14 protein-coding genes are annotated in these 20,552 nt (G+C 62.8%); 8 read left to right on the forward strand and 6 right to left on the reverse strand.

Annotation, left to right across the window (positions count from 1 at the left end; genetic code table 11):
• The first annotated feature begins 62 nt into the window (after window positions 1–62).
• Together ABZ728_RS16040 and ABZ728_RS16045 are read left to right on the forward strand one after the other, a co-directional pair.
• On the forward strand, window positions 63–797 hold the full coding sequence (locus ABZ728_RS16040; RefSeq protein WP_366657248.1) for a DUF4189 domain-containing protein: 735 nt from the start codon (window positions 63–65) through the stop codon (window positions 795–797).
• Window positions 794–1,240 carry a DUF3592 domain-containing protein gene (locus ABZ728_RS16045; protein WP_366657249.1) on the forward strand — a complete coding sequence of 149 codons (447 nt, stop codon included), beginning with the start codon at window positions 794–796 and terminating at the stop codon, window positions 1,238–1,240. Before ABZ728_RS16040 ends, ABZ728_RS16045 begins: the two co-directional genes overlap by 4 nt.
• Before the next feature lie 272 nt (window positions 1,241–1,512).
• Here ABZ728_RS16045 and ABZ728_RS16050 read toward each other — a convergent pair whose 3' ends face one another.
• Window positions 1,513–2,829 (reverse strand): VWA domain-containing protein, encoded by a 1,317-nt coding sequence (locus ABZ728_RS16050; RefSeq protein WP_366657250.1) that lies wholly within the window; start codon window positions 2,827–2,829, stop codon window positions 1,513–1,515.
• 164 nt (window positions 2,830–2,993) lie between these two features.
• Here ABZ728_RS16050 and ABZ728_RS16055 point away from each other — a divergent pair, with 164 nt between their 5' ends.
• A complete protein-coding gene (locus tag ABZ728_RS16055; RefSeq protein WP_366657251.1) occupies window positions 2,994–3,947 on the forward strand; it encodes a helix-turn-helix transcriptional regulator in 954 nt (317 codons plus the stop codon).
• A 174-nt stretch (window positions 3,948–4,121) separates the two neighbouring features.
• Window positions 4,122–6,179 (forward strand): ATP-binding protein, encoded by a 2,058-nt coding sequence (locus ABZ728_RS16060; RefSeq protein ID WP_366657252.1) that lies wholly within the window; start codon window positions 4,122–4,124, stop codon window positions 6,177–6,179.
• 16 nt (window positions 6,180–6,195) lie between these two features.
• Here ABZ728_RS16060 and ABZ728_RS16065 read toward each other — a convergent pair whose 3' ends face one another.
• Complete coding sequence (locus tag ABZ728_RS16065) at window positions 6,196–9,978, reverse strand: Ig-like domain-containing protein (RefSeq protein WP_366657253.1); 3,783 nt, start codon at window positions 9,976–9,978, stop codon at window positions 6,196–6,198.
• Window positions 9,979–10,201: 223 nt separating this feature from the next.
• Between ABZ728_RS16065 and ABZ728_RS16070 the strand changes: the two genes are divergently transcribed.
• A complete protein-coding gene (locus tag ABZ728_RS16070; protein ID WP_366657254.1) occupies window positions 10,202–11,593 on the forward strand; it encodes a 5'-nucleotidase C-terminal domain-containing protein in 1,392 nt (463 codons plus the stop codon).
• A gap of 10 nt (window positions 11,594–11,603) precedes the next feature.
• Here ABZ728_RS16070 and ABZ728_RS16075 read toward each other — a convergent pair whose 3' ends face one another.
• Together ABZ728_RS16075 and ABZ728_RS16080 are read right to left on the reverse strand one after the other, a co-directional pair.
• Window positions 11,604–12,245 carry a flavin reductase family protein gene (locus ABZ728_RS16075; RefSeq protein WP_366657255.1) on the reverse strand — a complete coding sequence of 214 codons (642 nt, stop codon included), beginning with the start codon at window positions 12,243–12,245 and terminating at the stop codon, window positions 11,604–11,606.
• A gap of 71 nt (window positions 12,246–12,316) precedes the next feature.
• The gene (locus ABZ728_RS16080) at window positions 12,317–13,171 is read right to left on the reverse strand and encodes an amidohydrolase family protein (RefSeq protein WP_366657256.1); all 855 of its coding nucleotides are present in this window, start codon (window positions 13,169–13,171) and stop codon (window positions 12,317–12,319) included.
• Between the two features lie 180 nt (window positions 13,172–13,351).
• On the opposite strand from ABZ728_RS16080, the gene ABZ728_RS16085 reads away from it, so the two are divergent.
• Window positions 13,352–14,305, forward strand: a complete 954-nt coding sequence (locus ABZ728_RS16085; RefSeq protein ID WP_366657257.1) for a TAXI family TRAP transporter solute-binding subunit — start codon at window positions 13,352–13,354, stop codon at window positions 14,303–14,305.
• Window positions 14,306–14,405: 100 nt separating this feature from the next.
• On the forward strand, window positions 14,406–16,298 hold the full coding sequence (locus tag ABZ728_RS16090) for a TRAP transporter permease (RefSeq protein ID WP_366657258.1): 1,893 nt from the start codon (window positions 14,406–14,408) through the stop codon (window positions 16,296–16,298).
• Window positions 16,299–16,313: 15 nt separating this feature from the next.
• Here the strand turns inward: ABZ728_RS16090 and ABZ728_RS16095 are convergent, their stop codons facing one another.
• Window positions 16,314–17,054 (reverse strand): phosphodiester glycosidase family protein, encoded by a 741-nt coding sequence (locus tag ABZ728_RS16095; protein WP_366657259.1) that lies wholly within the window; start codon window positions 17,052–17,054, stop codon window positions 16,314–16,316.
• Between the two features lie 82 nt (window positions 17,055–17,136).
• Window positions 17,137–17,871 (reverse strand): glycosyltransferase, encoded by a 735-nt coding sequence (locus ABZ728_RS16100; protein ID WP_366657260.1) that lies wholly within the window; start codon window positions 17,869–17,871, stop codon window positions 17,137–17,139.
• 235 nt (window positions 17,872–18,106) lie between these two features.
• On the opposite strand from ABZ728_RS16100, the gene ABZ728_RS16105 reads away from it, so the two are divergent.
• Window positions 18,107–20,551, forward strand: coding sequence for a right-handed parallel beta-helix repeat-containing protein (locus tag ABZ728_RS16105; protein ID WP_366657261.1), 2,445 nt, complete (start codon window positions 18,107–18,109; stop codon window positions 20,549–20,551).
• Window position 20,552: the final 1 nt, after the last annotated feature.

Here is a 20,552-nt window from a genome sequence, read left to right on the forward strand (position 1 = left end):
GCACCGTGACTTTCACTGTTTTTCGGCATTTTTGTGCATCGCTTTTGGCTTTGGCGGCGTTGATGGCGGCATCCGCGTCAGCGCAGATCGGACCGAACCCGTGTAGCCCTGTGATTGATGCGCCGGCCAGCGACAGTACGGTGCCGCAGGATTTCCGCATTCGGATCCTGCCCGGCGACTTTTCAAACTGCCGCATCGACGAGATCCGCTACGCGATCATCGAAACTGCCTCGGATGGGCAGAACCGCACTGTTTTTTTCCGCAAGTCCGACTGTTGCGAATTCATGCAGACCGGACATCCATTGGTCGAACGTCGCGCCCCGGCCGACAAATTAAAACCTGGAACCAATTACGTGGTTCAGGCGCAGTTTGTCGATCGTACCGTCGATCTCTATGGCGGGATCGATCACATGCGCGCCGAGTTGGGGCCTATCGCTGTCATTCCGGTCACGACTGAAAGCAGCGATATGCGAACGCGTCGGCACGGCGATGAATCGACAAGACTGGATGCGATGGTCTTTGCACTCGATATGGCGGGGCGCTTCGGTCATGGGCGCGCCGCCTCAGAGGCCGACGCCAGGCGCACCGCGCTCGATTTTTGCGACGCCACGAACTGCCGCATCGTTTCGGAGCCGACGCGGAACCGATGCCACGCGCTGGCGCAGCGGACTGAGGGCGGCTATTGGTGGGGCGTCGGCGCCGACGAGCGTTTGCCCGAGGCCGAAGGCAAGGCGCGCGGCTTTTGCGAACGCGGCCATGGCGGCACCTGCGACCTCGTTTATAGCTATTGCCAATGACGAACCCGCCGAGCGCTTTCGCACTGGCCTTCATGCTGATCGTTGGGCCTGCGCTGATCGCGTTTGGCGTTTTCATGCAGCGACGTCGGCATAAAATTCTGCGTCGCGCCCGCCAAACCACCGGCACGGTGATCGACGGGCACGTTCGCGAGATGCAGGGCGGATGCCAGCCGGTCGTGACGTACAACTACGCGGTGAACGGTCAACACCACGTCGGCACCCGAGTGACACCGCCGCCGGGCGAGGAAACGATCAGGTCGTGTTTCACGGCACGACGCATCGTGAAGGCTTATCCGCCGGGTACGCAAGTCCGCGTCCACTACCTGCCGGACGTACCGGAAACGGCGTTTCTCAGGACAGAGGGAAGCTTTTTCTGGATAATTCCGATCGGGCTCGGCGTTGCCCTGCTCGTCATCGCGTGGAGGCGCACCATCGGCCTGTGATCCAGCGCCCGCCCGGCGCAAAGCCTCAGGACCGGCGGATGCTTTCACATAAGACCGGGTCCGGCGGGCCAAAGATAGAGCCGAACGCGCGGATGATTCGATAGACGCCGCTGTGGCCCGAGCGGGCGAGCCTGTCATGGGCGAAGCGCTCAATATCCCGACGAATCGACGATAATGAAGAGGCCCCAGGGCGTAACGCCGGCCGCCACCGTCATACCGACGGCGGCCGGTGATCTAGGATGCCGGCATCATGGTCAGAGCACCGATGCCCCTCACGGCAGCGAGCGGATTTCGACACGATCGAACTCGGCCACCGTCTGTTCGCTACCCAAGGTCCCGGCGAACAGCGCCGGATCGCCCATGGTGCGCAAGACCTGCAATGGCTGGGTCTCGATCACCTCCGGTCCGTCGGGCTGCATGCGCCAGCCATTCATTTCCAACCGACCGGTATAGTCACGGCCGCGTTTCGACAGCACGAGCCGGGCGCCCTTCTCCTCGAAGTCCCGCAGTATCCGGGCCAAATCATAGCCCCGCACATCGCCGGCGATCTCGACATCCTCGACGGTTGCGTTGCCGCCGCCAACGGAACGCAGCCGAAGCCACATATCGTCGTTCGAGTTCCCCTGGCGAATGACATGAACCGAGATATGGTTCGCCTCGTCTTCATAGCGGCCAACCTGGATAATCGCCCGTCGACCGCCCAGGGTCTGCACTTCGCCCATGCTCGCGGTAAAATCGGCCGCGATCTCCCAGTCGCCCTCGGGCAATTCGGCGCCGGTCCAGCGAAAGATGTTGGCTTTCTCCGGGTCGTCACCCATCGCGCCCGGCTCGACCGTCATGGTCACAAGGGCGCCGGTATCGACGATAAAGCCCGACGGTTCCGGGAAATCTACCGTCCAGTCTTCGCCCAGCTCGGTGCGTTCGAATTCGTCGACGAAAAGCGGTTCCGACGGTGCCGTCGGTTGGGCGCTCACATCCCGCAAGGCGCCGGTCAGGCTTTCCGCATCCGCGGCGCTAAGGTAACGGCCCCCGGTCGCTTCGGCCAGGCAGGCGAGCTGGCCTTCGGAATCCTCAATGTCGAACCCGATCACATGGGCGGTCAGGCCCGTACCGCTCTCAGCCAGCCGGTCGCCCAGAGCGCACAGATCGGCGCCACAGTTTTCCAGTCCGTCGGTCACCACGACAACGGAGGAAGGGACATCCACCCCCGCCAACCGGTCGGCCGCGGCCTCGACCGATGCGCCGATCGGTGTTTTGCCGCGCGGGTTGACCGACTGCATCGCTTGCTCGAATGCGTCCACGTCGAGGTCACCAGGTTCGATCAGCGTTTCGATGTCCGAACAGTCCCCCTCGCTGCGGTGGCCATAGGCCATCAAGCCGATCTCGTTCCCGGGTGACCAGTCGTTCAACAGGCGCCCGATCGCATCGCGCGCGACGGATATCTTGGGCGTACCATCGATCTGGCCCCACATACTGCCCGATCCGTCGAGGACCAGCATCGTCCGGCGTGCAGGTTCTTCTTGCGCGCCGGCCACGGTGGCGACAAGCGTGGCGGCGGTGATCGTCAATCCGATCCTGACGAACTGCATCGGCGGCACTCCTCCTTATTTTGCCCTCAATCTGGATGTGTTCGACCGTGCTCGAAGACAGGGAGCCGAAACATCGTGAACGATCAATACTGTCCTTTTAAACGGATAGCCATTGCCCCGCATGGTGCAGTTGCACTAGATAATGCTTCTGGCATAATCCGTTCATGGATATCGGTTCGGATCTATTACGCCGTCTGACGGCGCTCCAACGCGGCTTTCTGTCGGTCCAACTCGACTCCGCCACGATCCGCGATATGCTGGCTGAAATTGGAAAGCTCGTCGGGGCCGACGCCGCCTTCGCGGGATGGCTTGATGACGGCCGGCCGTGGATGGTTCCCTGGCGCGCCGGGCCGCAAATCGAAGCCTATATGGCGCATACCTTCGCCGGCGTTGACCGGGACGGCAATATCCGCTGTCATGACCGCGACCTCGATACCATGAATCGAAGGCGCCGCAGTTTCGGCACTGGAGTCTATCACGAAACCGAGCTCGCCGCGCGGCAGGAAATCGTCAAGACGGCCTATTTCAACGATGCCTTCGAACCCGCCGGCATGCCGCAGGTTATCGGAATGACGGCACGTCTGTCGGTTGGCGAGGCGATGTTCGCCTTCGGCTTTCAGGAACCCGACGCGCCAGGCTTCGTCAGCGGTGAAACCGAAATTGTTCTCGGTTTGCTACTGCCGAGTTTCGAAAGCGGATTTCAGGCCATCGACCGGCGCAACCGCCATCGGGAGCGACTTGACCAGGCGATTGCGGCGTCGCTCCTCCCCGCCCGCATCGTCAGCGCCGCGGATGAACCGGACGACGGGGATTTCCTCCAACTGCCACTGCCCGAACTCAGCCCAATAGGGGGGCCGGAACTGCGCCTTGCGCTCAGGCAGATGGATACAGCACGGATGGCCGGGATTCTCGCCGGAAAATTCGGACTGACCGCCCGGCAGCGGGATGTCGCCAAGCTGATTCTTCAGGGCGCATCTTCGGCCGCGATCGCCGCCGAATTGGGGATTAGTCACAATACGGCCCGTCGCCACTGCGAAGCTGTCCTTCAGAAAACCGAGATTTCCCGTCGCGACCAACTCAGCGCACTCGTACTTGACTGGCCGCTTGCCAGCCCTTGACTGAACCCCAATCTACCCATTTCCGATATTCAATTCGTAGAGTTTCACAGTGTGCCGGACACCGCCGCCCTCATAAGTCACAAGAGAACCTATCGTATGGTCGTTAGGCAATATTAACACAATGCGCGCACCATAGGCTTCGGTGATTGGTCAGACGGGGGACGATGGGACACGATGACCGAGCGTCGCGGTGCGGCCGACAAGCATTGGAGGCCGACGCTACTGGTCGCGATCGCCGCGATCGGTTTTGTGATTTTGACCGGCTTCCTGCTCGATCGTGCCGCCGTCGACCGCGCCCGCGATCAGGCCGCGCTGACGACGCTCGATCAGCTCGGCCGGGTTCGGGCGGCACTGGAGGGGGCTGTCTGGCGCGATGTTGCGCTGGTTCGGGGCCTCGTCGTCGAAATCGGGACAGCGCCGGACATTTCGCGCGAGGCGTTTGCCGACTTCGTTGACGGCCTGCTGTCCGAGCGGACGGCGATCGTCCACATCGCGGCAGCCCAGGACATGGTGATCACCCATGTCCACCCCCTTGCCGGCAACGAGGACGCGCTCGGCCTGGATTATCGAACGATCCCCGACCAGGAAGCCGCCGTTCGGCGCGCCATGGAAACCCTCAGCACCGTTGTCGCGGGCCCGGTCGACCTCGTTCAAGGCGGCGAACGCCTGATCATCCGATCGCCGGTCCTCCTCCAGGTCGGCGAACCGCCCATCGATCGCCTGTGGGGGATCGTCGCAGCCGTGGTCGACTACGAAGCCGTCCTGGAGCAGGCCGAACTCCTGGGCGGCGATATGCCGATTCAGGTCGGATTGCGGGGCGCGAACGCCCTTGGCGCCGAAGGAGAACCCTTCTTCGGCCCTACCGGTATTCATGATGCCGACCCCGTCGTCGCCGAAATCGATTTGCCGACCGGCTCATGGCAGGCGGCGGCGCTGCCGGTCGGAGGGTGGCCCACGTCGTCGGTCGTGTCGCCGATCATCTGGACAGTGGCCCTGCTCCTGGCCGTGTTCATCGCCGTCGTCGCCGCCCAGCGCCTGCGTCTCGACGCGCAGCGCTCAGGCAGCCATCGGTTGCTTGCGGACTCCGAGGCCCGGTTCCGTTCGGTTTTCGACAATGCCTATGACGGTATTCTGATCATCGGCGCCCATGACGGGACCATCCGCGATGCCAACGAAAGTGCGGGCCGCCTGTTCAATCGCCCGCTCGATCGGCTGTGCGGCCGCCGGGCCGCCCCCATGATCGGCAGCGAACGATTCCTTCGCCCCGTTACCGACGGACAGCAGGGACGATCCGTCGATGATGGCGGGATTTTCCGGTCACGGATCGTGCGCGACGACGCGATCGAACTGCCAGTCGAGATCAGCGCCACTCCTTTTGAAATCGGTGGAGAACCGGTCATTCTGGCCCATATCCGCAATCTGACGGAGCGGATCGAGCGCGAGACCGCGCTATCCAATGCCCTTCGCGAGGCAGAACGCGCCAACATGCTGAAGACGCGATTCCTCGCCAATATCAGCCACGAAATCCGCACGCCCCTCAACGCCATCGTCGGGTTCTCGGACGTGATGTGCCGGCAGGTCTTCGGCCCGCTTCAACCGGTTCGTTATCAGGAATACGCTTCCGACATTCATCGCAGCGGCTATCACCTGCTGACGGTCATCAACGACATTCTGGACCTGTCCCGGATCGAGGCGAACGAGATCAGCCTGGACATGCAGTGGGTCCCGCTGGCATCCGTCGTCGACGAAGGGCTGCGCATGGCCGACCCGCTGCCGCGCGAGCCGGGCGTAGCGCTGACATCCGACCCTCACCCGCCGGATCTCGAGGTCTATGTTGACGCAGGACGGCTGCGCCAGATGCTGCTCAACCTCGTCGGCAATGCCCTTAAGTTCACCCGCGCCGATGGCCGGGTCAACGTCTCGGCACGGCGATCGGCCGACGGCGGCCTTGCGCTTTCGATCTCCGACACAGGCGTCGGCATGACCCTGGACGAGATTGCCGACACATCCCGACCATTCAGCCGACGCGCCAGCAGCCGTTCGAAGCCCCAGTCCGGCACCGGTCTCGGCATCCCGATAACCCGCGCCTTCGCCACGGCCCAGGGAGTCGACCTGTCGATCGACAGCGAACCGGGCTCCGGCACCACAGTGACACTGACCTTTCCGCCAGACAGTGTGCGCGATGGAGAAACGGCACAATCGTACCGCAAGACAGCGTCGACTTCCGAATAGAATGGCGCCGCAAGTGCTATTGACAATGCGCCGTCAGAGAAAACGGCCGCGTCCCGGCCTGCCCCTGCGCGACCTGCCCTTGTTCGGCCATCAGCCCGGCCGCCGCGAAGCGCCCGTCTTCGGCCACCAGTAGCGGCCCCGCCTCGCCGCCTGCCCGGTCTCGCCACTGCCCGTTGGACCGGGTTCGCAGCGCCTGGAGCTGATCGCCGCCTAGCCGCACTGTCACTGAATCCATCAGACCGCCGCTCATATCCACCCGCTGCGCCGTGACCTGAAACGTTTCACCGGTGTCCGGATCGGTCCCCGTACCCCGGATTTCGGTCAGCCCCAGCGTTGCCGCCTCCAACAGGCATTGGTCGACGACAAAGGCAAGTGTCCGACCTTCCAATACGAGCACGCCGTCGTGCGGCGACGGTCCCTCGCCCTGCTCAGGCACTTCGGCGGGGCGGGACGTGGCATCCGCGTGGCGGCGGTCCGGGTCCGGCGGTTCGACGCTGGATCGCCCACGACCCGGCGTCGGCGGCGGACCCCCGGGCAGTGTCTCGAACACGTCATGATGTTCCCGCACAGGCAACGCCGCCCCGGTCCGGAATTCCCACGATATGTCGGTCTCAAGGCGGTTGCCGAAGGCGTCGGCCACCCCGGCGCGCAACGTCGCGGTATAGTCGGCATCCGGTTCGAGACGTTCTTCGGGTGTCAGCAGGACGGCCCGCAAGGTCGGTTCATACCGGACGCCTGCATCGACGGCTTGTCCATCGGCGTCATGCAGATCAAACCGGCCGATGAAACTGTCAGAATCCATCGCCACGTCGAACACCGCCTGCACTTCCACCATGTCACTTGCCGTTGTACCCGAGACAGGGCGCGTCAATGACGGTTCCGGTTCCCGAACCACGACGATTTCGATATCGGTGCGGGTCTCGTTAAAGCCGTCATTAGCGATGATACGCAGTGTCGGCGCCGGTCCGGGTGTCAGATCGGCGGGATCGAGAGACAGCTCCGTCCGGTCGCGACCCACGGCCAGGAACCGCCATGGCGCCCGACCGTCGGGACTGAACAGCACCGTATAGGTGGCCTCGGCGTCGCTGGCCACAGACCAGGTCAAGAGCGCCGGTCCGTCCAGCGTCTCCTGCGGTTGCAGACCCTCGACGGTCAGTTCAGGTGGCGCAGCGCGTCGGTCGCGCGCAGCAAGAAGTTCGTCGCCGCGCCGGATTTCAAGGCGCCGGGCGTCGGCGTTACCGGGAAGAACTGCCGTGAACAGCGGCCAGGTCGCCGGGTCAGCGGGCTCGGCACCCTCGACATCGCCGATGGGGCCGAAGGATACGCGTTCTACCACCGTACCCTCGGCGTCGCGCAGCAGCGCCGTCAGCGCACCCTCGGGCGTCGTATACCCCCGCGGCACGGGCCGGACGGTGTCGATCCGCGCCCCGCCGTCGGGATCAAGCCTGCCGATAACACGCAGCCAGGTCCCGACATCGGTTTCCGGCATCCGGGCCACGATCATATCCGGCGACGGCGTCGCATAGTCGATTCGGTCATCGCCGAAGCCGCCCTGGCGGGTCCCGCCCAGGGACGCGAACCGGCGCAGGTACGGGACCGATTGAAGCGTATGATAGTCGTGATAGCGCATGAATGTCTCTGCGGTCGGGCGGGCACAGGGATGCATCAGCGAATGCAGGCGGCCCGGACGCTCGGCATTGCCATCCCGGTATGACTTGTTCCATCCGAACCTGCCGCCAAGCGAGATCCGAAAGCCTTCGATGTCCGATGGTTCGGCCCCCGGTGTCAGCCAGGCGGACACACCGCATTCCGTGTCCGGCGTGTGGCCCAGTCCGAAACCGTGGCCGATCTCGTGCGTCAGGGCCGAGGAGTCGCTCAAAGCAGGACTGATCGGTGCCTGAATGACAGACCCCAGCCACCGCAGGCCCTCGGCGCCGGGATCCTCGACTTCAAACCATTGCGCATCGGCCCCCGCAGCGGAAATCGACGATCCGTACGGGTGCCAGTCCAGCGGCGTGAGCAATAGCAGTATCTCCGCAACGCCCCGATCGATGACCTCCCATTGCAGCGCCATGAGTGTGTCCACGATGGTATCGATCGGCTCGCCCTCATCGCTGACCCGGCTGGTCTCCAGCACGCTGCCGCCAACGGTATTCATCCCCAGGATCGGCATTGTCTGTGTCGCGAACTCGCTTGCCCGCCAGACGGTCTGCCCTGCGGCGACGCGTTCGTCCGCCGGTACGCCCCCCGCCCAGGGTCCGACCGGCAACAGATACCAGGCCATTGACACGGTCCGCGGCTCGTAGGGCCACATGGCAATGCGGAAGTCGTCCTCCATGATGGGCGGCGCATCATCATCGGGATACGGATCGTGTGGTTCAAGTTCGACTTCGACCTCGACCTCCCCACGCGCCTGGGTTGGCCGCCAGTCGAAAAGATTGCTGGTGTTGAACGCCATACGCCGGTCGATCGGCGTGTGCTGGTCGGGGCGTTCGATGCGAAATACGCGGTCGAAATCGGCCGGATACATCCAGCCGTCACGTTGATTCCACGGACGGATGGTGGCCGGGAAGCTCAGAGGCTGCCAATCCGGGTGGATATCGGGGCGTTCCTGCCAATCCAGGAAGACACGGCTCAGCGTCGGTTTTGTCCGCACGAGCGGCGCATCACGCATCGTCTGATAGAACGACACCTCCATCTCGGCGGTTTCAAGGTCGATCAGCGTGGAGAACCGCCACCAGAAGTCGGCTGCCAACGTGTTCCCCGCCCGATTCTCGATACCCTCATCGCCGCCGGTGATCCGGGCCTCGTAGATGGCTCCGACTTCGAGCGCCGGATCCGGAATGAATTCGAACGACCGCCGCCCGGTTCGCTCGATCGTCCCATCGGCAACCATGCGATCGCCAGCCGGATCGCGGGTAAAGACTTCCAGATGCTCCTCGACTTCGGCACGGGCGACCGGCGTCGAGAAAGCCACGTGAAGCGTCGCCCGGTCCGGAAGGACGTTCTCGCGGCCGTGCCGTGGCTGGTTATCAATCACCTGCAGCGGCGTGTCGTCCTGATACAGACAGGGCACCGAGCCCCATGCAACATCACGACCCTCCTCGATGGCGCGTTGCATGGCGTCCATGCCGACCTGGCAGAATTCGCCGGCAATGAGCCCGGACATGTCGCGGTCGTTCTCGTCGTACAGGCCATAGCGCATCGGCGCGGCGAACTGCCCGCGCAAGCCGCCGTCGACATTCGTGATCACCACCTCGCCCTGGGTGGCGTGCCCGGCATAGTGCTCCTGCGTGTTCAGCGGCGAGTAGAACGCCACGAACGCCGAGTTCGGCGGCGGCGGTTCGGCCATGACGACCGGCAGACGAGTTTGGGTCAGTTCGCCGGGCATGTTCACGGCGATCACGATGGCCGACTCCGACAGCGACAGGATATCGGGCAAACCGGCCAGGTCGCCAGGCGTCAGCGCGCCCGCCAATCCGCCCAGGAATCCACCCATCGGGTTGTCCCATCCCATCGGATCCATGGACAGTATTATCCGGGGCAGCGCCTCATCGCCTTGCAGACCAGGTGCCATGGCTGGCAAATCGAGGTAAGCGGCGTGGCCGGTATGCTCGATACCGGCGATGTTGGCGCGCCAGACCATCATGTTTTGCGGCGGCGCGAACGGGTCGCTTCCCATGCCGCTCAGGAAGGTCACGATATCCGACGCGCCGATTTCGTCGGCATAGGCCGGCAGGCTCGTCAGCAATGCAAAGCCGCTCAGTAGCGAAAGTCCCGTTGAATGCAAATGCCGCACCGCCCCACTCCCCCGCCGTCTTGCGCGGCGCTTTCAGGATAGTCTGTCATCAGGATACTGCCTTGGCGGCCAGAAATGAACCCACCGGTTGGCTATCGGAGGACGAAAGCACCGCGGCAGATGCAGGTTGCCCCTTCACGACGCCGGAAATGCCGGTAGTATTCCAGATGCCGACACGTCCGACGTCGGGTGTCTCGATTACTCACCGGAAGGCCCGATCGCCATGCGCCGTTGCCCCGTGACTTTTTCAGTCTCCCGCCGCCATCTGCTGCAGGGACTCGCCGTTTCGCCGCTTGCCTTCGGCATCGGCGCACCGCTGCTGGCGTCGACGGCGCAGGCCGATTTTCTGCTTGTCTCGCTGGCCGATCTGCATTCGCCCTATCGCAATCTGCCGGCGGTTCTGCAGACAATCCGCGACCTTCGCGCGGAGAGCCCCGACACGCCGATGGCGATCACGATCAATGGCGACATTTTCGAACGCGGCAATGTGGCGGCCCTGCGCTCCGAAGCGGCCGCCGACTGGCAATTCGTCGAGGCACTTACCGGAATTGCGCCCTTGATCATCAATCTCGGCAACCACGAAACGGCGATCATCGATGACATGGCATCATTCGTGGCAAGGGCCGAGGCCACCGGGGCCGTCGTTGTTTCCAACATTCTCGACCGCCGCACGGGCCGCCTGTTCGCCCCGTCGACGGCCCAACTCGATATCGGCGGACAGCGTCTCGGGTTCATTGGCCTCGCCGCCACCAACCCATTTGTTTATCGCGAGGCCGTTCGCGACACGCTCGGACTGCTTGATCCGGTCGATTTCGCCCGCGCCGCGCTTGGCGACGCCATGGCCGGCGTCGATGTTCCCGTGATCCTGAGTCATGCCGGCGTCGTTGCCGACCGCGCGACCCTGCAGGATCTGAGCGCGGGAACACTGATCATCGGCGGGCACGACCATCTGATGCTGGATCACGAGGGTGACGGCACCCGCTATTTCCACGGCGGCTCGTGGGGCAATACGGTCACGGTGGTGGGCATCCGGCGGAGGTCGTCCGGCCCGGAGTTCAGCGTCGACACAGTGCCGATGACGGCTGATCGCCCACGGGACGAAGATCTGGACGCCACGATCCGCGCGATACTGGCCGAACATCTGACCGACGAGGACCGCGCGGTGATCGCTGAGCTTTCACGGCCGCGCGATCTGGCCGAAAGCATCCTGTTCGCGACTGACGCCGTCCGCTCGGCGGTCGAAGCGGATGTGGCATTCCTAGGTCATACGACCTTCGGAACGGGACTTCCGGCCGGTGACGTCACCCGTTACGACTTCGACGCCTTCGTTCGGTTCGACGGCGAGATCAGGACCGCGACGGTCACCGGCGAACGACTGGCGGCGATCATGACGATGGCCAACCAGCACCGGGCGTCAAACCTTGATCAGCGTACCGGCGATTTCGTTCATGCGCGCGAGATCGACATCGATCCCTCGGCCAGCTATCGCATCGCAACCAACGACTGGACAGCGCAGAACCAGCAGGCCTATCTCGGCACATCGGACATCGCGTTCGAGACGGTCGACGGCCTGATGCTGAAGCCGACTGTCGAAGCCGCGCTGGGACGGCTATAGGTCAGCCGCCCTACGTCCGCGATTTCCATTCTTCAACACTGATTCGTGGCATCTCGAAACGATCGGATTGTCGCGAGTAGAAGCCGGCGAAAAGGCGGCCCAGGGGATCGTAGTGATCGAGGTCGAGTCCCAGCGTCTCCGGATCGATCAGCTTGTCCCTGACGTGAATATGCGACACCTCACCGATGACGATGTCCCGGCGCTCACTGAATTTCAGAGTCTTGACCTCGCGACACTCAAGCGCCGCGGGTGATTCCACGATCCGCTTCGGGGCGATCGACACGCTTTGGGCCAGGGTCAGACCGGCAGCGTCGATCTCGCTTTCGTCCGGCGGCATATCGATCGCACAGATATTCATGGCCTGCGCGAGGGCGTCATCGACCAGATTGATCACGAACTCGCCGGTTCGGGCGATGTTGACAGCCGTATCCTTGCGCTGACCCGCGGGGCTGATCTGTAGCCCCAGGACGACCAGCGGCGGATCTTCCGACACGACATTGAAGAAGGAATACGGTGCGGCATTGTTCGTGCCGTCCGGGCCGATCGTCCCGACAAGCGCGATCGGCCGGGGCACCACCAGACTGGACAACAATTTATAGCGTTGGCGCGGCGTGTAATCGGTCAACGCAAAGGATTGGACGGCATCGGTCATGACTGTTCCTGTCGATACGGCTCGAAAAAGGAGCGCCGGGATAACCTCAGGCTGGTGACAACCGGATTGCGTCACCCATAGAGTTTCTGGGGTGTCTCAACGAGTATCTTGCGCAGCAGGGCCTGATCCCCGTCGCACCACTCGGCCAGTATTTCCAGAAGGTCGGCGTCGTCGGGCATCGACGATTTGCAATTCGGATGCGGCCAATCGGTGCCCCAAACCAATCTGTCCGGAGCGGCTGAGATCAGGGCCTGCGCAAAAGGCTTCACATCGCCATATCGGGGGTATTCATCGGAAATCCGATACGCGCCGGAAATTTTTGCGTAGGCCTCCCCCTCGGCCAGCATCGCGCGCAAGGTCTCGAAGCCCGGATCGTCGATACCGCGTTTCGTCGGCGTCCGGCCAAAGTGATCGATCACGCAGGGAAGCGGCAATGCACCCAGCTCTGCCCGCAATTCCGGAAGATCACTGGAATCGCACCAAAGCTGGGCATGCCAGCCCAGCGCCGCCGTCCGTTCGGCAAGTGGCCGCAGCGCCTCGTGCCCGACGCCGCCACGAAACTGTTCCCCGCGTGAACGATAGATCAGATTGATGCGAAAGGCGCGCACGCCAGCCCGGTGCATGATGTCCAACTCGGCGTCGGTAACCGAGTTGTCGATAACCGCCACTCCGCGAAGCCAGTCACCGGCGGCCTGTAGAGATTCGATCAGAAGACGGTTGTCCGTGCCATAGACGGTGGATGTGACCACGACGCCTTTCGCGAGGCCCAGCCGGTCCAGCAGCGATCGATAATCGGCGACGGTTGCGGTCGGGGCGGTATGCGTGGCGCTCTCCGCAGCAGGATATTCCGTCAGCGGTCCGAAGAGATGGCAATGGCAGTCCCATCCGCCCTGCGGGATCGATGCGGCTGGCTTGCGATCGCTCACCAGAGGCGGTTCGCACATTGGTTTCGTTGTGGATGGCATATCGTCAATTTTCAATTTCAGTTAATGGCAACTGGCTATTAATATTTTACATTCTGCGGATGCGCCTGTATACAACGATTTCTCGGCTAATCCAGCCGTTTCCAATTTCCAAAAAATATCCCGAGGGGGGATCATCGCATTATGAGAACCGCAGATATCTCAAAGTCGATCGTCATCGCAGGCATCGGCGCGGCATTCGCGTTGACCGGCAGTGTCGCATCAGCCCAGGATCGGATTACCATTGGCACCGGCAGCACCGGGGGCGTCTACTATCCGCTCGGCGGCGGCATGGCGGAAATTTTCTCGGACGAGATCGAGGGCCTGAGCGCCACGGCCGAAGTCACGGGGGCTTCGATTGAAAACTCCCGCCGCGTTGGTAATGGCGAGATGACCCTGGGCATCGGCAATGCCAACACGGTCTATTTTGCCACGATGGGCACGGAAGGCTTCAACGAAAGCTATCCGCTGCAGGCTCTGGCCTCCCTCTATCCCAGCACTTTTCACCTCGTCGTTCGTGAAGATTCAGGCATCGACTCCGTCAGCGATCTCGCCGGCAAGCGTGTCGCCGTTGGACCTCCGGGTGGCGCGACGCGGGTAATGGCCGATATCGTCTTCGACGCACACGGCATCGCCGACGACATCCAGTACGAATACCTGGACTTCACCGAAGCGACCGAATCGATGAAGGACAGAAATCTCGACGCAAGTGTCGTTCTGGCCGGCTTTCCAACACCCACCATCATCGATTTGTCGACGACGGCAGATATCGTGATCCTTGACCTTGATGAAGCGGCCATCGAGGCCGTGGGCGAAGACCATCCCTACTATCCGCGTGGCACAATTCCAGCCAATACTTATGAGGGGCAGGACACGGAAGTGGTCACCCTGAACATCTGGAACGTGCTGTTTGCGAACGAGAACGCCGATCAGGACATGATCTATGGCATGACGAAGGCCCTCTTCGAGAATGTCGAAGATCTGCGCGCCATTCACCCTGCCGCGAACATGATCAACCCCGAAACGGCGATCGATGTTCCGATCGCCCTGGCGCCGGGTGCCGAACAATACTACCAGGAAGTCGGCGTCCTCGACTGACCGGCGAAACCTGACGATCCACGCCGCCGCTGACCCGTGAACGATCGGGCAGCGGCGGTCGGGAGCGCCCTGACTCCATTGTTCATAGCGGAATGCCACAATGACGACTATGTACGGTCTCAACGCGCCAGACCAAAAGGCCGGCGCTATTGGTCTTGCATTCAAGTTCGCGCTGGGCGTGCTGGTCGTCGGAATGGCGCTGTTCCACCTGTATACGGCCTACTACGGTCCTTACACGGCCCTTCAGCAGCGAATCGTCCATCTGAGTGCAATCTGCGGATTTCTGTTTCTGCTCGCCGCCTCCCGCGCGGGCCTTTTCAAGTCTATATTGTTTCTCGCCCTGGGCGTCGCGATTACGCTGCCGAGTTTCTATATCGGTCTGAACTTCAATGAAATCATCATGACCGCCGGTCTGGTCACGGACCGGCAGGTCATTCTCGGCACGATCACGATCGTCGCCGTGCTGATTGCAACCAGGATGGTCATCGGATGGCCCTTGGTCATCATTGCTCTGACGGCGCTGTCCTATGCCTTTCTCGGTCATCTTCTGCCGGAATCCATCGGGCATACCGGCTACTCCGTGTCCCGGGTCGTTTCTCACCTGTTCCTGACCACCGAAGGCGTGCTGGGCACGCCCGTCGGGTCATCGGCCACCTATATTTTCGTCTTTGTCCTGTTCGGCGCCCTGTTGCAGAAGACGGGCATGGGCGACATCTTCATCGGTCTGGGCCATGCCCTGACCGGCAAATACGCGGGCGGCCCCGCCTATGTTGCCGTGTTGTCGAGTGCCATGTTCGGCTCCATCAACGGCAGCGCCGTGGCCAATGTCGCCAGCACCGGCACCTTTACCATCCCCTTGATGAAAAGGGCCGGCTACAAGCCACAGACGGCCGCCGCCATTGAAGCCGCCGCTTCGTCCGGCGGTCAGATCATGCCGCCGATCATGGGCGCCGCCGCGTTCCTGATGGTCAGTTTTACCGGCATTCCCTATATCGAAATCACCGCCCACGCCCTCGTACCGGCACTCCTGTTCTTCGGTGCGATCTTCGCGGCTGTGCACTTCGACGCTGCCAAGTACAATGTGCAGCCGGTTTCCGCAGACGAGATCCCGGATTTCTGGAAATTGCTGACGAGCAAGGGCTACATGCTCTTGCCCATTCCAATTCTGATTTACTTCCTGATCGACGGATATACGCCTTATCGGGCGGGGTTCTATGCGATCGCCATCGCGTTTGCGCTCTCGCTGTTCTCGAAAGACACCCGCCTTACGCCGTCGAAACTGGTCGAAACCTGCCATGATGCGGCGGTGAATATCCTGCCGGTCGCGGTTGCCTGCGCCTGTGCGGGAATTGTGATCGGAATCCTGACCCTGACCGGCCTGGGGCTCAAACTTTCGGGGCTCATCGTCGACGCCAGCGGCGGATACCTGTTTGTCGCGTTGGTCCTGACGGCGCTTACTTCGATCGTTCTGGGCATGGGCTTGCCGACAGTCGGTGTCTATCTTTTGCTGGCCGTTCTCGTTGCCCCCGCCCTGGTTCAGATGGGCGTTCCGATGATCGCCGCGCATCTGTTCATCTTCTATTACGGGCTGGTGTCCGCGATCACGCCGCCGGTGGCGCTGGCTTCTTACGCAGCAGCGGCGATCGCCGGATCGAAGCCGCTGGAGACATCGGTCGAATCGTTCATGATCGGTTTGGCGAAGGTGATCGTCCCATTCCTTTTCGTTTATGGGCCGGAATTGCTGCTGATCGGTGAACCGCTCGACATCGGCCTGGCCGTCATTACCGGCGGGCTCGGCGTTTATGCGCTCGGCATCACCACGACCGGCTGGTGGAAAGGGCCCATTAGCTGGTGGCGCCGCCTTGTCACGGGCGCCGGCGCCATCTTGTTGATGTATCCCGGACTGTGGTCAGATCTGGCTTCCATTCCCATCATCCTGGCGGGGTGCTGGGCGTTCCGGGATCAGCAGCAGTTGGTGTTGCGCAAGCACTGACAGACCTGCCGGGGGTCAGCCGCCCTCATACGCAGCGATGATCGGGCCCATGGGCCGGCGCCGATCCTCGCGGCCCATGGCCGGAGCGTAAAGACTGGACATCGAACCGTCCAGAAACAGGGCATTGTCGGTCCCCAGCCGATCCCGGAATAGCCGCCCGAAATCCCAGAAATTCACAAAGCCGTCGGATATGGCGAATACGACTTCGCCATCGTCCGTGACGCCGACGCCGTTGCGGCGTTTGCGCGATGTGCCGCCGGGAATGAACCGAGGGTGAATTTCTCCGTCGATGACCAGCATCGGCCCTGATTGCGTGGCCAGATCGACGGCCGGCGCTTCTCGCGCAAACCGCTCGGTCTCCATCACGCCGGCGCGGCCATCGGCGATGAAGAACACGCCGTTGGGCAACAGGTGAAAATTGCCTGGACCGTCATTGGTATTGAGCGATTTGCGTTCCTGCCCGTTCGCGACGTAAAGGCCGACCGGCGCCAGATCGCCGTCATACATGCCCGCATTCATCGCGAACGCGATCCTGCCGCCGCTGGAAATTCGGGGCAGATCGCGGAACCAGCGATAGGGCTCGCCGGCAGGATCGTCCCAGAACAGCCGCAGTTCATAGCGCTCCGGATCGATTGTGCAGACCGTATAGGCGTTGCCCTCGTGCGAGACCGCCGCGCAGGGCCCGGCAACGGAGGAGTCGGCTTCGGCGTCCAGCGGGAACAGCAGCGAAGCCACGACCAGCCCTGCAATCGCCATCCCCGCACTCGCAACACAGCGTGCAGATCGAAACATTCGCGGCCAGGCCTCCTCTCTGTGACGGTGATGGCAAAAATACCGCCTATTCTTTCCAGTGATCGGCGACCCAGGGCGCCGGGCGAAAATACTTCTTCGGATGGAGAGGTCCGTGGGTCGCTGTGTCCGGTGGGTTCGGCCGCCCGTGAAAGGCAATGACCCTGGCCCCTTCGGGCTTTCGCGGCGCGCGGACCCAGTTCAATGGAAAGACCGGCCGGCAGTGGTATTTGAAGCTGCGGACCCAGGCGTCGGGCCAGAATGCCAGTCGGTGTCCGGCAGCGGCCACCTGGTGCGAAAGATAGGTCTGCTCATTCGGCACGTCCCTGATGATCCCGTCGGGATCCTTGCGGAAGTCATTGTATATACTGTCGTGCGCACCCGCCACCCATCGGAACACGCTGCTGTTGCCAATGCCCTGGCCCCGCTGGGTCCAGTTCTCGATGATCACGACGTCGCCCGGAACGTCGAAGAACGGGTCGAGGGCATCGACGACGACGACATCCAGGTCCAGATACAGGCACGGCCCCGCCAGATCGGCAACACCGGGCGCGAAAAGCGCCAGCTTGCGCCACGGCCTGTCTTTCTTGTGGGGCGGCAGCGGAACGTCTGGAATCGCGAACGTCTCGATCTCCGGATGAAGACCTGCCGTGTCGTCGGTGAGGCAGACAAATCGGTGAGGACGCGCCAGGTGGCGGGCCGTCATTGCCCGCAGAATGTTGACATACCGGGACGAATAGGCAGTCCCCCATTTCATGCACACGACCGTTACCGTTGCCGTCACGTTTTTCTCCTCAGCGCCGCTCACGGAATCCGACCGCCCGCGACGGAGCGATAGATTTCGCCCCAATCCCTACAAAACCGGTCGCCACCGCGTATGACCCAAGGCTGGATCACGCTCAAGGGAAATCCGATCGGCGACCGCAACGGCCGGGACGCTGCGGCTTGATAAAATTACTATTCAAATTTATTTATTTAATATTAATAATGCATTCGAATGATTTCAGCGGGAGACGACCATGACGAGCGTCAAATCGACATCGGCATTATCACTGGTTGTTGCGTGCTGTGGGGCCTTCGCAGCAGGCATCGTCGCGCCCGCACCCCCCGCACTGGCCGACACGCCAATATGGGGCCCCTCGGTGGAGATCGGCGGCCGGTTCGGCTCGTCCCGTTCATATGGCGACATTGATCTCTTCGTTCCGCTGGTCCAAACGGACCGTTCGCTGCTGTTCGGCAATATCAGGGCGGCATTCGATGACAGGGACTCACAGGAAGGCAATTTCGGTCTCGGGGTCCGGCACATGCTGGACAATGGCTGGAACCTGGGCGCCTATGGCTTTGCCGATATCCGCAACTCGCCCAACGACAACACGTTCACCCAGGCGACGCTGGGGGTCGAGGCGCTAAGCGCCGACTGGGATCTGCGGGTCAACGCCTATCTGCCGTTCGGCAACACCACCCAGACCAGCGGCCGCTCTACCACCACCGCGACGCGGCTGGTCGATGCCGGCCTGGTCGTTGACGACAGCCGCCTGCTGCTGGAAACACAGCACCGCGACCAGACAACCATCGTGGAACGGCGCGAGCGGGCGCTGTCCGGCGTCGACGCGGAAATCGGTTATCGTCTGCCGATCACCGCGCCCGAAAGCGGTCTCGACCTCAGGGTTTACGCTGGCGGCTATCATTTCGACGCGTCCGGCACCGATGCTGTCACCGGTCCACGGGGCCGCGCCGAATTGACATGGCACGATGTGCCCGGCCTCGGCACCGGCAGCCGGCTGACCGCCGGCGTGGAAAGCCAGGGCGACGACGTCCGGGGCGGCCAGCATTTCGCCGGCGTGCGACTGCGTCTTCCCCTGCAGGAGGCCGGCACCGACCGTCGCCAGTCGACAACGCAAGAGCGGCGTATGACCGATCGCGTCATCCGCGACGTCGATATCGTCACCGGTGCCGCTCCGTCACAGACGACAACGAACACAGCCACCCGGACCGAGCGGGAAGAGGCGCTCGACGGCGACGGCGAAAGCTTCGGCCATGTGGCCATTGTCCGGGGCAACGGCGCGGACCTGAAGAACGCCGTCGAGAGCGGTGACCGTCAGACCATCGTGGCCTCCGGCGAGAACAATCCCTATGACGGGAACATCACCCTGCGAGAAGGCCAGCGGCTGCTCGGCGGTGCATACGACATCGAAGTCATGGGCGCGGACGACGGCCAGCGGTTCGTCCTTACAGTACCGGGCACCCGGCCGACGATCCGGGCCACGCAAGGAAATCCAGGGATCGTTGCCGCCTCGCGGACGACGATCGACGGCGTTCGCATCGTCGGCGACGGCTCTGCCGACGGCATCGTCATTCCGGAAGGCAGAACGACGGTGCGGGTCACCGACAACGACATCATATCCTCAGGCGATTACGGTATCTCCGTCGGCAACCGGTCCTCCGACATACGCCTGCGCAACAACACCGTGACCGGCGCCGGGACCAACGGGATATTCATCGGATCGGAGACATCCCGCGTCACCGTCGCGGGTAACACCGTTCGCGATACCGGCCAGTCCGGCATCTTTGCCAATCTGAACAGCCGCTCGCTGACGATCGCCGACAACACTGTCAGCGATACCGGGCGGCAGGGAATCTGGGTCAACCCATACAGCCGGTCCGTGACAATCACCGGCAACACGGTGTCGAGGACCGGCGACGGCGGCATCGCGCTCAATCCGGAAATCAGGGACGCCGTGATCGCCGACAACACCGTCACCGACGTTGTCGGCAACGGCATCCAGATTGCACAAGCGAACAACGGCATCACCGTGCGCGACAACACCGTCAGCCGATATGGCGGCGCCGGTATCTCGATCGCAGAGGCGACAACCGAAACCATCGTCACCGGCAACAGGGTCAACAACGGGTTTGGCGGCATCGATGTCGCCTCGGATGTCAGCGGCATCACGATCAGCGGCAATACGATCGATATGATCGGCTCGCACGCTGTCTCGTTCGGCCATGATGTCAGCGACATCACGGTGCGCGAAAACCGGATCGGACCGATCGGCGGGTCGGGTGTGCGCGTCGGCAACGATGCCGTCGGCGTCACCGTCGCCGATAACGCGATCGACCGCGCCGACGGCAATGCCGGTATCGAGATCGGCTGGGATAGCGACGACGTCTCGATAGCCGGCAACCGGATCTCGACCATCTTCGGCTCGGGCATCCTTGTCGGTCACAGGGCAGATAACGTTACCGTTGCCGACAACCGGCTGAGCGAATCCTTCGGGTTCAGCGGCTTCGTCCTGGGAACCGGCGACTTCTCCGGCAGCGGCAACCGTCTTGGGTCCGACACAACGACCGGCGGCGGTGGCAGCGCGTGTTTCGAAATCCCTGCATCCACGATGACCGGCCCCGGCTTCACGATCGTCGACGAGCGGGACGGATCGACTATCCAGTGCGCGGCGGCCCCGTAAG

It is taken from the genome of Fodinicurvata sp. EGI_FJ10296, from assembly GCF_040712075.1.
In the GTDB taxonomy this organism is placed as follows: Bacteria; Pseudomonadota; Alphaproteobacteria; order DSM-16000; family Inquilinaceae; genus JBFCVL01.